The sequence below is a fragment of the Pseudomonas sp. Leaf434 genome (genome assembly GCF_001425545.1).
Lineage (GTDB): Bacteria > Pseudomonadota > Gammaproteobacteria > Pseudomonadales > Pseudomonadaceae > Aquipseudomonas > Aquipseudomonas siliginis.
In genome coordinates this window covers 2,200,841-2,214,750 of record NZ_LMQZ01000001.1, presented here as the reverse complement: position 1 = coordinate 2,214,750, position 13,910 = coordinate 2,200,841, and the positions used below count along the sequence as shown (strand labels likewise).

Annotated in this window: 11 protein-coding genes; 10 read left to right on the top strand and 1 reads right to left on the bottom strand. The window is 60.6% G+C overall.

From position 1 onward, the window contains the following. Positions 1 to 141 precede the first annotated feature (141 nt). The 5 genes from ASG55_RS09905 (at position 142) to ASG55_RS09885 (ending at position 6,595) form a co-directional block, all read left to right on the top strand. On the top strand, positions 142 to 1,500 hold the full coding sequence (locus tag ASG55_RS09905; RefSeq protein WP_041480368.1) for a glutamine synthetase family protein: 1,359 nt from the start codon (positions 142 to 144) through the stop codon (positions 1,498 to 1,500). A 264-nt stretch (positions 1,501 to 1,764) separates the two neighbouring features. Further along, positions 1,765 to 2,853 carry a polyamine ABC transporter substrate-binding protein gene (locus ASG55_RS09900; protein ID WP_056786007.1) on the top strand — a complete coding sequence of 363 codons (1,089 nt, stop codon included), beginning with the start codon at positions 1,765 to 1,767 and terminating at the stop codon, positions 2,851 to 2,853. Then, a complete protein-coding gene (locus ASG55_RS09895; RefSeq protein ID WP_056786004.1) occupies positions 2,850 to 4,151 on the top strand; it encodes an NAD(P)/FAD-dependent oxidoreductase in 1,302 nt (433 codons plus the stop codon). Before ASG55_RS09900 ends, ASG55_RS09895 begins: the two co-directional genes overlap by 4 nt. Positions 4,152 to 4,373: 222 nt before the next feature. After that, the gene (locus ASG55_RS09890) at positions 4,374 to 6,029 is read left to right on the top strand and encodes a PqiB family protein (RefSeq protein WP_056786000.1); all 1,656 of its coding nucleotides are present in this window, start codon (positions 4,374 to 4,376) and stop codon (positions 6,027 to 6,029) included. Between the two features lie 17 nt (positions 6,030 to 6,046). After that, a complete protein-coding gene (locus ASG55_RS09885) occupies positions 6,047 to 6,595 on the top strand; it encodes a PqiC family protein (protein WP_056785997.1) in 549 nt (182 codons plus the stop codon). Positions 6,596 to 6,601: 6 nt separating this feature from the next. Here ASG55_RS09885 and ASG55_RS09880 read toward each other — a convergent pair whose 3' ends face one another. Then, a complete protein-coding gene (locus tag ASG55_RS09880) occupies positions 6,602 to 7,540 on the bottom strand; it encodes a site-specific integrase (protein WP_305965242.1) in 939 nt (312 codons plus the stop codon). Positions 7,541 to 7,781: 241 nt separating this feature from the next. Between ASG55_RS09880 and ASG55_RS09875 the strand changes: the two genes are divergently transcribed. The 5 genes from ASG55_RS09875 (at position 7,782) to ASG55_RS09855 (ending at position 13,830) form a co-directional block, all read left to right on the top strand. Continuing rightward, positions 7,782 to 9,161: a UDP-glucose 6-dehydrogenase gene (locus tag ASG55_RS09875; RefSeq protein ID WP_056785994.1), complete on the top strand. Its 1,380-nt coding sequence runs from the start codon at positions 7,782 to 7,784 to the stop codon at positions 9,159 to 9,161. Between the two features lie 244 nt (positions 9,162 to 9,405). After that, positions 9,406 to 10,584: an MFS transporter gene (locus tag ASG55_RS09870; RefSeq protein ID WP_056785988.1), complete on the top strand. Its 1,179-nt coding sequence runs from the start codon at positions 9,406 to 9,408 to the stop codon at positions 10,582 to 10,584. 156 nt (positions 10,585 to 10,740) lie between these two features. Beyond that, complete coding sequence (locus ASG55_RS09865) at positions 10,741 to 11,427, top strand: HPP family protein (protein ID WP_056785985.1); 687 nt, start codon at positions 10,741 to 10,743, stop codon at positions 11,425 to 11,427. Between the two features lie 141 nt (positions 11,428 to 11,568). Then, positions 11,569 to 12,675 (top strand): enoyl-CoA hydratase/isomerase family protein, encoded by a 1,107-nt coding sequence (locus ASG55_RS09860; RefSeq protein WP_056785982.1) that lies wholly within the window; start codon positions 11,569 to 11,571, stop codon positions 12,673 to 12,675. A 3-nt stretch (positions 12,676 to 12,678) separates the two neighbouring features. Beyond that, the gene (locus ASG55_RS09855) at positions 12,679 to 13,830 is read left to right on the top strand and encodes an acyl-CoA dehydrogenase family protein (protein WP_041480377.1); all 1,152 of its coding nucleotides are present in this window, start codon (positions 12,679 to 12,681) and stop codon (positions 13,828 to 13,830) included. Positions 13,831 to 13,910 lie beyond the last annotated feature (80 nt).

Below are 13,910 nucleotides of genomic sequence, written 5' to 3'. Positions count from 1 at the left end.
TTGGTGCGCTTTGGTGCTGCTGAAAGTGGATAGATGGAATCGCAAGCCGCGCCCAAGATAGTCGCCAACGCGCCACAGGGGAAGGGGCGGAAGATGAAACCCGCCCTCCCCGGCGTCTACAAAACCAATAACGAGGTCTTTATGAACGCCCCTTTCGATCAGCTGTTCACCTGGCTGAAAGATCACAAGATTACCGAAGTCGAATGCGTGGTCAGCGACCTGACCGGCATCGCCCGCGGCAAGATTGCACCGACCAACAAGTTCCTGCATGAGCGCGGTATGCGCCTGCCGGAGAGCGTGCTGCTGCAAACGGTAACCGGGGATTTTGTCGACGACGACATCTACTACGACCTGCTCGACCCGGCTGACATCGACATGGTCTGCAAGCCGGTTTCCGACGCCGTGTACGTCATTCCGTGGGCAATCGAGCCGACCGCCATCGTCATCCACGACACCTTCGACAAGTTCGGCAACCCGATCGAACTGTCGCCGCGCAACGTGCTGAAGAAAGTCTTGCAGCTCTACACCGACAAGGGCTGGAAGCCGATTGTCGCGCCGGAAATGGAGTTCTACCTGACCCAGCGCTGTGAAGATCCGGACCTGCCGCTCAAGGCACCACTGGGTCGTTCGGGTCGTGCGGAAAGCGGTCGCCAGTCATTCTCGATCGATGCCGCCAATGAATTCGATCCGCTGTTCGAAGACGTCTACGACTGGTGCGAACTGCAAGGTCTGGATCTCGACACGCTGATCCACGAAGACGGCCCGGCGCAGATGGAAATCAACTTCCGCCACGGCGATGCGCTGGATCTGGCTGACCAGATCACCGTGTTCAAACGCACCCTGCGCGAAGCAGCGCTCAAGCACAACGTCACCGCGACGTTCATGGCCAAACCGATCGGCGACGAGCCCGGCAGCGCCATGCACTTGCACCAGAGTGTGGTCGAGATCGCGACGGGTCAGCCGATCTTTGCCGATGCCGAGGGCAACATGAGCGAACTGTTCCGTCATCACATCGGTGGCCTGCAGAAGTACATCCCGAAAGTCCTGCCGATGTTCGCGCCGAACGTCAATTCGTTCCGCCGCTTCCTGCCGGACACCTCGGCGCCGGTCAACGTCGAATGGGGTGAAGAGAACCGTACGGTGGGCCTGCGGGTGCCGACATCGGGGCCGGAATCGATGCGCGTGGAGAACCGCTTGCCCGGCGCCGACGCCAACCCCTATCTGGCGATTGCCGCGAGCCTGCTGTGCGGCTACATCGGCATGGTCGAGAAGATCGAGCCGAGCGCGGCGGTCGAAGGCCGGGCCTACGAACGGCGCAATCTGCGCCTGCCCATCACCATCGAAGAAGCCCTGACGCAGATGGAAGACTGCCCGAAAGTTGCCGAATACCTGGGCAGCAAATTCGTCCGCGGTTACGTCGCGGTCAAACGCGCCGAGCATGAAAACTTCAAGCGCGTGATCAGCTCGTGGGAGCGAGAGTTCCTGCTGCTGAGCGTCTGACGGCGCAGCCGTCCCTGTGGGAGCGAGCCTGCTCGCGAAGACGTCGGCACACTCACCATAGATGTCGACTGAAACACCGCTTTCGCGAGCAGGCTCGCTCCCACATGGGATTGTGCAGCGCCTGAGAATTTGATCGTTCCCACGCTCCCGCGTGGGAATGCATCCCGGGACGCTCTGCGTCCCATCCAAAGCCGAACGCCGAGCGTCCGTTGCGGCATTCCCACGCACAGCGTGGGAACGATCATTACAAGAAGAGGTGTCGATATGCGTCCATTGAAATCCATACTCCCGGTCGCGCTGAGCGTGCTGTTCAGCGCAGCAGCCCACGCCGAGCCCCAGGTCAGTGTCTACAACTGGACCGACTACATCGGCGAAACCACCCTCGCCGACTTCCAGAGCAAGACCGGGATCAAGGTGATCTACGACGTCTTCGACTCCAACGAAACTCTGGAAGGCAAACTTCTCGCCGGGCGCACTGGATACGACGTGGTAGTGCCGTCCAACCACTTCCTCGCCCGCCAGGTAAAGGCCGGCGCGTTCATGAAACTGGATCGCTCTCAGTTGCCAAACTGGAACAATCTGGACCCGAAACTGCTTGAATTGCTTGAGAAAAACGATCCAGGCAATGAGCACTCGGTGCCCTATCTGTGGGGCACCAACGGCATCGGCTACAACGTCGACAAGGTCAAGCAAGTGCTCGGCATCGACCACATCGATTCCTGGGCCGTGTTGTTTGAACCGGAGAATCTGAAGAAGCTCAGCCAGTGCGGTGTGTCGATGATGGACTCCGCCGACGAAGTCTTCCCGGCCATCCTCAACTACATGGGCATGGATCCGCGCAGTGAAAACCCTGAAGACTACAAAAAGGCCGAAGCCAAGCTGCTGAGCATCCGTCCGTACATCACCTATTTCCATTCTTCCAAGTACGTGTCGGACCTGGCCAATGGCGACATCTGCGTCGCGTTCGGTTACTCCGGCGATGTGTTCCAGGCGGCCAACCGCGCCAAGGAAGCCAAGAACGGTGTGAATATCGCTTACGCCATCCCCAAGGAAGGCGCCAACCTGTGGTTTGATCTGCTGGCGATTCCGGCCGACGCGAGCAACGCCAAAGAGGCCCATGCCTTCATCAATTACCTGCTTGATCCGCAGGTGATCGCCAAGGTCAGCGCCACCGTCGGCTACGCCAACCCGAACCCGGCGGCCAAGCCGTTCATGGATGAGGAACTGGTCAACAACCCTGAGGTTTATCCGCCGCAGTCGGTGCTCGACAAACTCTACATTTCCTCGACCCCGCCCCAGGCGATCATGCGTCTGATGACCCGGTCGTGGAGCAAAGTGAAGTCGAACAAATGAATCAGCACAATTCACAGCACGCCCGCTCCTGGTACGCCGCTTCTGCGCGGGCGAGCACGGCCTACCCTGCGCTAAACGGGGATTTGATTGCCGATGTCTGCGTGATCGGTGGCGGTTTCACTGGCGTCAATACCGCGATTGAGCTGGCGCAGCGCGGTCTGTCAGTGGTTTTGCTCGAGGCGCGACGTATCGGCTGGGGCGCCAGCGGGCGCAATGGCGGGCAGCTGATTCGCGGCATCGGCCATGAAGTCGAGGGTTTCGCCCGTTACGTTGGCCAGGACGGCGTGCGCTATCTGCAGCGCGCCGGCATCGATTCGGTGGAGCTGGTGCGCCAGCGCATCACTGCAAACGCCATCGACTGTGATCTGCGCTGGGGCTTTTGCGAACTGGCCAACACCGCCGCGCAATTTGCCGCGTTCCAGCAAGAGCAGGACAGCCTTGCCGAACTCGACTATGCCCACGAAACCAGGCTGGTCGGGCCGGAGCAGATCCGTGCGCAAGTGGTCGACGCCGGTGTGTACGCCGGCGGATTGATCGACATGGGTTCGGGCCATTTGCATCCGCTTGATCTGGTGCAAGGTGAGGCGCGTCTCGCCGCGTCGCTGGGCGTGCGTATCTTTGAGCAGAGTCCGGTGCTGGAAATCCTCCATGGCCCGACCGTCGAGGTGCGCTGCGCCACCGGTTCAGTGCGCGCCGGCAGCCTGGTGCTTGGCTGCAACGCGCATCTAGATGACCTTGAGCCGAAACTCAGCGGCAAAGTTCTGCCCGCTGGCAGTTACATCATTGCCACCGAGCCGCTGGGCGAAACTCGCGCCGCGCAGTTGATCCCGCAGAACCTGGCGCTGTGCGATCAGAAAGTCGGGCTCGATTATTACCGTCTCTCGGCGGATCGACGTCTGCTGTTCGGCGGTGCTTGTCATTACTCCGGGCGCGATCCGGCGGATATCGCCGCCTACATGCGACCGAAAATGCTCAAGGTGTTCCCGCAACTGGCCGACGTGCGCATCGACTACCAATGGGGCGGGAAGATCGGTATTACCGCCAATCGTTTCCCCCAGGTTGGCCGGCTCAAACAGCACCCGAACGTGTTTTACGCGCAGGGCTATTCCGGCCATGGCCTCAACGTCACCCATTGGTGCGCGAAATTGCTGGGCGAAGCCATTCACGCCGGGCATAGCCAAGGCATGGACGTGTTCAGCAGCGTGCCGCACATGACCTTCCCCGGTGGCCCGGCGTTGCGTTCGCCGCTGTTGGCGCTGGGCATGTTCTGGTATCGCCTGCGCGAAATGCTCGGTTAACAGGCGCTTACACTGATCGTTCCCACGCTCTGCGTGGGAATGCAGCCCGGGACGCTCCGCGTCCCAAACTCGATCAAAAGATCTCAGCCTTCGGCAGCTCCTGGACTGCAATCGCGTCCCACGCCAGCTATACACATTTGCTCTATCGCCAAGCACTTCTATATTGATGAAGTGCTTTTGCGTTCCTGACGCTCAGTGCCCGATTAATTGAGGAGGACATGGATGAAGTCGTCAGCCAGCGACGAGCCGCGAGCACCCGGTCAGGCGCCGGTCAAAACCCGCCGATTCGGTATCTCGCTGGTATGGATCGTGCCGATCGTGGCGGTGCTGGTGGGCATTTCGCTGGTGATTCACAACATCCTCCAGGAAGGCCCGACGATCACCGTCACCTTCAAGACCGGCGATGGCCTGACCGCCAACAAGACCGAAGTCAGGTACCGCAACGTAGTCATCGGCCATGTCTCCGATGTTGAACTGGCCAACGACCATAAACACGTCAACGCCACGATCAAACTCGCCAAGCAGGCCGAAGCCTTCACCCGCGAGGACTCGCAATTCTGGGTGGTACGTCCGCGCATCGGCGCCGGCGGGGTATCGGGCATCGACACATTGCTGTCGGGCGACTACATCGGTGCCGACATTGGCCAGGCCAATACCCGCTCAAAAAACTTCAAGGGTCTGGAGAACCCGCCGCCGATCACCTACGGCGAACCGGGCAAGCGCTTCACCCTGCACACCGCCGACCTCGGCTCGCTGGACATCGGCTCCCCCGTCTATTACCGCAAGATCCCGGTTGGCCAAGTGGTGTCCTATGCCTTGGACCAGGACGGCAAAGGGGTCAACATCGAAGTCTTCGTGCATTCGCCAAATGACGCCTACGTCACCGAAAACACCCGTTTCTGGAACGCCAGCGGCATCGACATCAATGTCGGTGCCAACGGCTTTGCGGTGAAAACCGAGTCGCTGTCGACCCTGCTGGTGGGCGGCATCGCTTTCCGCGCTCCGGATTACAGTCCCAACGATTCGCCAGCCAGTGAAGACAAGGGTTTCGAACTGTTCGCCGACCAGGCCACCGCCCTCGCCCCGCCGAACGGCAAGGCACAATATCTGGCGCTGCGCTTCGATCAAGCCTTGCGCGGGCTCAAGGTTGACGCGCCGGTGGAGTTCCTCGGAGTTGAAATCGGCCGGGTGGTGGCAGTCAATCTCGACTTCGACGAGGTCAAGCGCACCTTCCCGGTGAATGTCGGCATCGTCATCTATCCGCAGCGTCTGGGCCGCGCTCACACGAAAATGCTCAAGGCTTACCATGGCGACGAAAACGATGAGGCCACCGGGGCGCGCCTGATCGGCACGTTCATCGAAAATGGCCTTCGCGCCCAGGCCCGCAACGGCAACCTGCTCACCGGTCAGTTGTATATCTCGCTGGATTTCTACCCCAAAGCGCCGAAAGTCGCTTTTGACCCTACGGCACGGCCGGTCACCATTCCGACCGTCCCCGGCAGCCTCGAGCAATTGCAGGAAAAACTCGAGGCGATGGTCAACAAGATCAACGCGCTGCCAGTGGAGCGCATCGCCAGCAACCTCGACGGCAATCTGGTCGAGCTGCGCAAAGGCCTGAAGCAGTTCAACGCCAGGACCCTGCCGGGTGTACAGAGCACCCTCGCCGACGTCAGCAAGACCTTGCAGTCCGCCAATTCGACCCTGGCCGAGGATTCACCGCAGCGCGAGCAACTCACCGAGACCCTCGACGAGCTCGGGCGCATGTCGCGCTCGTTGCGAGAGCTGTCGGATTACCTCGGTCGCCACCCTGAGTCGCTGATTCGCGGACGCCCCGACAACGCCGCGCCGCTGGACCTCAAAGGACCGCCACGCAATTGAGCACAGGAGCTGCATCCATGGGTTTACCGTTGAAGATCACCCTGTTCGCTGCGCTCGTGTTGCTGGCCGCGTGCCGTAGCGACCCGATCAGCTTCCATACGCTGACCCCGGCGCAACCGGGTGCCAGCCGCAACGGCGCCGACATCGCCATCGAAAGCATCAGCGTGCCGCCGCAGGTCGATCGCGCGCAGATCGTGATTCGTCAAGGCAACAGCGGCGTGGCCATCCTGGATACCGATTGGTGGAGCGCCACCCTTGCCGATGAATTGCGCGGTGCGCTGGTCGATCAATTGAGCGGCGGCGTCGGCCAGCAGCGCGCTTCCGTGCGAATCGACGTGCAGCGCTTCGATTCGATTCCCGGTCAGTACGCCTTGATCGACGTGAAATGGCGAGTGCGCCCATTAGGTGCTGCGGACGCGGCCCTGCTGAGCTGTCGCTCGGTGTTGCAGACACCTTCAGGCCCGAGCATCGACGAACTGGTAACCGCGCAACAGAACAACATCAAACGCCTCGCTGCGCACATCGCGCAGGGTGCCAGCGGCTCGCGCTGCCCGCCGCAGACCTGACACCGTTTACAAATCGAAGCGATCCACCGCCCGCCGCCGCTCGTTGTCATCACGCACATCGTAGTTGGCAGTCGTCTGGATATTGCTGTGATGCGCCAGTTTTTGTGCGATCGACAGGTCGTGCTCTTCGATCACCCGGGTGATGAATGAACGACGGAAGTCATGGGGCATGATTTTCACCCCGACCTGCGTACCGCGCTGGCGGGCAATGTAGTAAATCGCGTGTTTGGTGATGCGCTCGCGGGTGATGTGGCTGCCCCGGCGAATACGGTTGAACAGAAACGCATCGTCGCTCTCGCCTTCCTTGAGCTGTGAACGACGCAGTTCCAGCCAGGCGTCGAGCTTGGCAAAGGCCCAGGCCGGCGCGTATTTGATCAACTGCTTGTTGCCTTTGCCGGTCACCGTCAGGCTGCGTTCGTGAAAGTCGACCTGGCTCAGATCCAGATCCACCGATTCCGACTTGCGCATGCCGGTGCCGTACAGCAGCGCTATCACCGCCGCATCACGCAGGCCCTGCGGGCGCGGGTCGGCAGCGCAGACTTCCATCAGTTCATGAATCAGCGTGCGCTTGAGGTTGCGCCCCTGGGACAGCCGCGTGCCGGCTATGCCCTTGACCGAACGCATCTTCAGCAGGTGATCCTGGCTGATCAGGCTCATGCGCCATGCTTCGTTCATCACCCCGCGTACGGCGTTCACGTACAGCGACGAGGTGTTCGGTGCATAACCATCGGCGCGCAAAGCGGCGACCAGCGCCACCACGTCTTCCGGTTGCAGGCCGTGCCAGGGGATTTCTTCGATATCGACGTCCTCGAAACCGAGGCGGTCAGCGGCGTCTTGCAGCACATAACGCATGGTCAACTGGCTGGAAGGTGCCAGTCGCGCCAGGTAAACGGTCAGCGGATTGTTGTTGGACGGTGCAGGTTGGGTACTCGACAAATCACTCAAACGAAACGGCCTTGAAATAAAAAACGATTCAACAAAAACAATAAATGCATGAAATGAAACGCAAAAAACGGCATGACTCGATGACAAGGGTTACCGCGAAAGGCCGACAACCTGCCGTTCGAGGCGGTAAAAGTCAATCGGGCATTCCCCGAACGGTCTGTTTGCTGATTCTTCAGCAGTAGGCGAACTGAAACATCGCGCTCTTATGTTCAGTGCAGGGAACTGCGAGCAGGAGTGCGGCATGAAGATCACGGTGTTTGGCAGTGGTTATGTCGGTCTGGTGCAGGCGGCGGTGCTGGCCGAGGTCGGTCACGAGGTCGTGTGCATGGATGTCGACGCGCAGAAGATCGAGCAGTTGGGCCAGGGGCACGTCAGTATTTACGAGCCGGGGCTGGCCAGTCTGGTGCGTGAAGGCCTGGATTCGAAACGCCTGCAATTCACCACCGATGAGCGGTTTGCGGTGTTGCATGGGCGTGTGGCGTTCATCGCGGTGGGCACGCCGTCACGCGAGGATGGTTCGGCGGACCTGCGCTACGTCCTCTCGGTTGGCGACGCGATTGCCCGACATCGCGAGCAGCCATTGATCGTGGTGGAAAAGTCCACGGTGCCGGTGGGCACGGGCGACGCTTTGCGCAGCCACATCGAAAAGGCCCTGATCAAGATTGGCCGCCTGCTGCAATTCGATATTGTCTCCAACCCGGAATTTCTCAAGGAAGGTTCAGCGGTTGCTGATTGCCGGCGACCGGATCGCATTGTCATTGGTTGCGAAGGCACTGAAGTGCGCGATGTGATGCGCGATCTGTACGCGCCGTTCAACCGCAACCATGACCGCATCCTGTTCATGGACTTGCGCAGTGCCGAGCTGACCAAATACGCCGCCAATTGCATGCTGGCGACCAAGATCAGCTTCATCAACCAGATCGCGGAACTCGCCGAGCACCTGGGCGCAGATATCGAAGCAGTGCGCCAGGGCATCGGTGCCGATACGCGGATTGGCTATCACTTTATCTATCCGGGTTGCGGCTACGGCGGTTCGTGTTTTCCCAAGGACATGCGCGCGTTGATTCACAGTGCCGAGCAGGCACATTGCTCCAGTGATCTGCTGCAAGCGGTCGAGGCGATCAACCAGCGCCAGAAGCACAAGCTGTTCGAGCGCATCAACGTGTTCTACCGGGGCGATTTGCGCGGCAAGACCTTTGCCCTGTGGGGCCTGGCGTTCAAACCCAACACCGACGACATGCGCGACGCGCCGAGCCGGGTTCTGCTCGAAGACTTATGGGCTGCCGGTGCCAGCGTGCGCGCGTTTGATCCGGAGGCCATGGTCGAAACGCAAAAGCTCTATCCAGATGAGTCGAAGCTGATGTTGATGGGCACGCCGGAATCGGTACTGGCCGGCGCCGATGCGTTGATCATCTGCACCGAATGGCAACAGTTCAAGGCCCCGGATTTCGAGCTGATCAAACAGCGCCTCAACAGCCCGGTGATCTTTGACGGCCGCAACCTGTACGACGCCGAGCGCCTGGCGCGCAATGGCTTTCAGTATTTCCCGATGGGGCGCGGTGAGTCTTGCAAGTTGCCGATCACCTTGCGGCAGTGGCCCGCGGCTTCGGATGTGGCTTGAACTGGCCCTGTGGGAGTCATTGCAAATTGTGAGCTACACAGACCCTGTGGGAGCGAGCCTGCTCGCGAATACGGTATGTCAGCGACATAGCAGGTGACTGATCCGCCGCCTTCGCGAGCAGGCTCGCTCCCACAGGGAAATCATGTGCTCCGAGAGACGCTGGTGTATCAGCTTGACCGGTGGCGGCTGCCCAGAGAGGATGGCGTTCGCCCTAGGCAATCCGAATAAGGACATTCCCCCTCCCTTGGCCATCTATTCGCCGTTCATTCGCCGGTTGATGATCAGCTCGCTGACCGTGGTCATCAGCCGCGCCCTGGTCAGTCCGCTGCTGACGCTGTTCCTCAGCAACAAGCTTGGCCTCGATCCGCAGGATGTCGGCTTGCTGCTCGGCATCGCCGTGTTCAGCGCAACATTGCTGTCGCTGTACGGTGGCTACATCATCGACAAGCTGGACAAGCGGCAGTTGCTGATCCTGGCCATGCTCTCCAGCGGTATCGGCCTGATCCTGCTGACCTTCGCGCAGAATCTGTATGTGGTCACCCTGGTGCTGATCATCAGCGAAACCGCGTCGGCGCTGTTCCTCATCGGCTCCAAGGCGATCCTCAGTGAAAACCTGCCGGTGGGCCAGCGGGTCAAGGCGTTTTCCCTCAATTACACGCTGACCAATATCGGCTACGCCGTCGGCCCGATGATTGGCGTGGTGATTGCCGGGGTGCAGCCGTCCGCGCCGTTCATCGTTGCCGGTGCGATCGCCATTGGCAGTATTTTTCTGCTGCTCGGCGCGACCAGGGATGCCAGTCCGATAAGTTCCGGCAGTGCGCCGCAAAGTTTCCTCGACACGCTGATGATTTTGAAAAACGACCGTACCATGGTGCTGTTCACCCTCGGTTGCCTGCTCAGCACATTGGTGCACGGGCGCTTTACGCTGTACCTGTCGCAATACCTGCTGGTCACCCACACCCAGCAACAAACGCTCGACACCATGGCCGCCCTGCTCGCCTGCAACGCAATCACAGTGATCCTGCTGCAATACCAGGTCGGTCGCTGGCTCAGTCGCGAACACCTGCGTCACTGGATTGCTGGCGGCACTGCGCTGTTCATCGTCGGGTTGATTGGCTTCAGTGTGGCGGACAGCCTGCTCGGCTGGTGCGTGGCGATGTTCATCTTCACCCTGGGCGAGATGATCATCTACCCCGCCGACTTCCTCTTCGTTGACACCCTCGCACCGGAGGCACTGCGCGGCAGCTACTACGGCGCGCAGAACCTGTCAGCGCTTGGCGGGGCTGCCAGCCCGGTAATGTGCGGGTTTCTATTGATGCACACGCCTGCGCCAAGCATGTTCTACGCCTTGAGCGGCTTGGCGGCGCTGGGCGGTTATCTGTGCTTCGTCAGCGCTCGGCGCACCGCTTCAATGCAAAAATAGTGCACTAAAACTGCATTTATATGAATTTGTCAGCATCGATTTTGATCGGCAAACTACGCGCGTTCCTCCCCCAATGTTGGAACGCTTCTAGGGCTTTCCGGATTTGCCGGACAAGTCCTTTTTTTTGCCCCGGATTTTGTAAAGGATCAGTTCTACATGCTTGCTCGCTGGTTGCCCGCTGCCATCAACACCCGCCCCACTGAATGGAGCCGTGCCGCGATCGGCATGGGCCTGGGCACGCTGTTCAGTGTGTGGATGTGCGCGCAGGTGTTCGGCCATGACGTTGCGTTTCACCTGGTCGGCCCGCTCGGCGCTTCGGCGGTGCTGCTGTTCGCGGTGTCCTCGGGCGCCCTCGCCCAGCCATGGTCGATTCTCGGCGGCTACCTGTGTGCTGGCGTGGTCGCCTTGCTGGTCGCCCATGTGCTTGGCCGTACGCTGGGCAGCGCCTGCCTTGCTGCCGGCATGGCGGTGATTCTGATGTGCTGGCTGCGTTGCCTGCACCCACCGGCCGGCGCCTTGGCGTTGACGCTGGTGCTGGCCGACCCGGCAACCATCGCCATGGACTGGAAAGCCATGGAGCCGGTAATGCTCGGCGCCCTGTGCATGCTCATTAGTGCGCTGGCCTATAACAACCTGACCCGCATCCGCTATCCGAAACGCGCTGCCGACCCGGCTCCGCCAGTGGTCCCGATCGACCGCCAGGCAATTACCGCCGAAGACCTGAAACTGGCGCTGGCCGACATGGAAGCCTTCATCGACGTCACCCCCGAAGACCTCGAACGCCTGATTCACGCCAGCGAACTGCATGCCAAGCGCCGAAGCATCAGCGAAACCTTTCGATAGCCACGCAATTTCGAGGCATGTAAAAACGCAGATTCCCCCTGCACATATCCCCGTTGTACACGACAAATTTGCACTGTTACGATCCGCTAACGCCCGCGCGCGGGCTTTTCGAATAAAGACAATAAAAGCAGGGAGTTACTGATGACAGCTCAGGCTTCATCCCGGCGGACCCCGTCCATGGATGCCATGCAAAACGACGTGATGGCCGAGGTGCGCAATCATATCGGCCACCTGACCCTCAACCGCCCTGCGGGCCTCAATGCCATCACCCTCGAGATGGTGCGTCTGCTGCAACAGCAGCTCGATGCCTGGGCGTCTGATGCCGATGTTCACGCCGTGGTATTGCGCGGCGCTGGTGAAAAGGCCTTCTGCGCCGGTGGCGATATTCGTTCGCTGTACGACAGCTACAAGAGCGGCGACACGCTGCACGAAGATTTCTTCGCCGAGGAATACGCCCTCGACCTGACGATTCATCACTACCGCAAACCGGTGCTGGCCCTGATGGACGGTTTTGTCCTCGGCGGCGGCATGGGCCTGGTGCAAGGCGCCGATCTGCGCGTGGTCACCGAGAAGAGCCGTCTGGCGATGCCGGAAGTGGCCATCGGTTATTTCCCTGATGTCGGCGGCAGTTACTTCCTGCCGCGGATTCCCGGTGAGCTGGGGATTTATCTGGGCGTCAGCGGCGTGCAGATTCGCGCCGCCGATGCGCTGTACTGCGGCCTCGCCGACTGGTACCTGGACAGCAGCAAACTGGCGCTGCTCGACGACAAGCTCGACCAGATGGAGTGGCAGGACACGCCGCTGAAGGCGCTGCAGAACCTGCTGGCCAAGCACGCCGTGCAAACTCTGCCCAATGCACCCCTCCAAGTGTTGCGCCCGGCCATCGACCATTTCTTTGCCCTGCCCAACGTGCCGAGCATGATCGAGCAATTGCGCGCCGTCACTGTCGCCGACAGCCATGAATGGGCAGTCAGCACGGCGGATCTGCTGGAAACCCGCTCGCCGCTGGCCATGGCCGTGACCCTGGAAATGCTCCGTCGCGGCAGACATTTGAGTCTGGAGAATTGCTTTGCGCTGGAGCTGCATCTGGACCGCCAGTGGTTTGCCCGAGGCGACCTGATCGAAGGCGTGCGCGCCCTGCTGATCGACAAGGACAAGTCACCGCGCTGGAACCCGCCGACCGTCGCTGAGCTGGACGCTGCGCAGGTTGCGAGCTTCTTCCATGGTTTTGATGAGAGCGGGAGCTGAGTCATGCACGATCTCGAACTGACTGAAGAACAAGTGATGATCCGCGACATGGCCCGGGATTTTGCCCGTGGCGAAATCGCGCCCCACGCCCAGGCCTGGGAAAAGGCTGGCTGGATCGACGACGCCCTGGTGGCGAAGATGGGCGAGTTGGGCTTGCTCGGCATGGTTGTGCCGGAAGAATGGGGCGGCACCTACGTCGATTACGTCGCTTATGCGCTGGCGGTTGAGGAAATCTCTGCCGGTGACGGCGCGACCGGCGCGTTCATGAGCATTCACAACTCGGTCGGCTGCGGCCCGGTGCTCAACTACGGCAGCGACGAACAGAAACAGACCTGGCTGGCCGATCTGGCCAGTGGGCAGACCATCGGTTGCTTCTGTCTGACCGAACCCCAGGCCGGCTCCGAAGCACACAACCTGCGCACCCGCGCCGAACTGCGCGACGGCCAATGGGTGATCAACGGTGCCAAGCAATTTGTCAGCAATGGCAAGCGGGCGAAACTGGCGATCGTCTTCGCGGTAACCGATCCGGATCTCGGCAAAAAAGGCCTGTCAGCGTTTCTGGTGCCGACCGACACACCGGGTTTCATCGTCGATCGCACCGAACACAAAATGGGCATCCGCGCCTCCGACACCTGCGCGGTGACGCTGAACAACTGCAGCATCCCCGAGGCCAATCTGCTCGGCGAACGCGGCAAGGGCCTTGCGATTGCCCTGTCCAACCTTGAAGGCGGACGCATCGGCATCGCCGCGCAGGCATTGGGTATCGCCCGGGCTGCTTTTGAAGCGGCGCTGGCTTATTCGAAAGACCGGGTGCAATTCGACAAGCCGATCATCGAGCACCAGAGCATCGCCAATCTGCTGGCTGACATGCACATGCAGATCAACGCCGCACGGTTGCTGATCCTCCATGCAGCGCGGCTGAGGACGGCGGGCAAACCATGCTTGTCCGAGGCTTCGCAGGCCAAGCTGTTCGCATCGGAAATGGCCGAGAAGGTGTGTTCGTCGGCGATCCAGATTCATGGCGGCTATGGCTATCTGGAGGATTACCCGGTCGAGAAGTACTACCGCGATGCGCGGATTACCCAGATCTATGAAGGGTCGAGCGAGATACAGCGGATGGTGATTGCGCGGGATTTGAAGAACTATCAGCTGTAATGGCGTTGGCCCTACCCCTCACCCCAGCCCTCTCCCCAGGGAGAGGGAGCCGACCGGGTCGGTTACGGATTCAGCGGCAA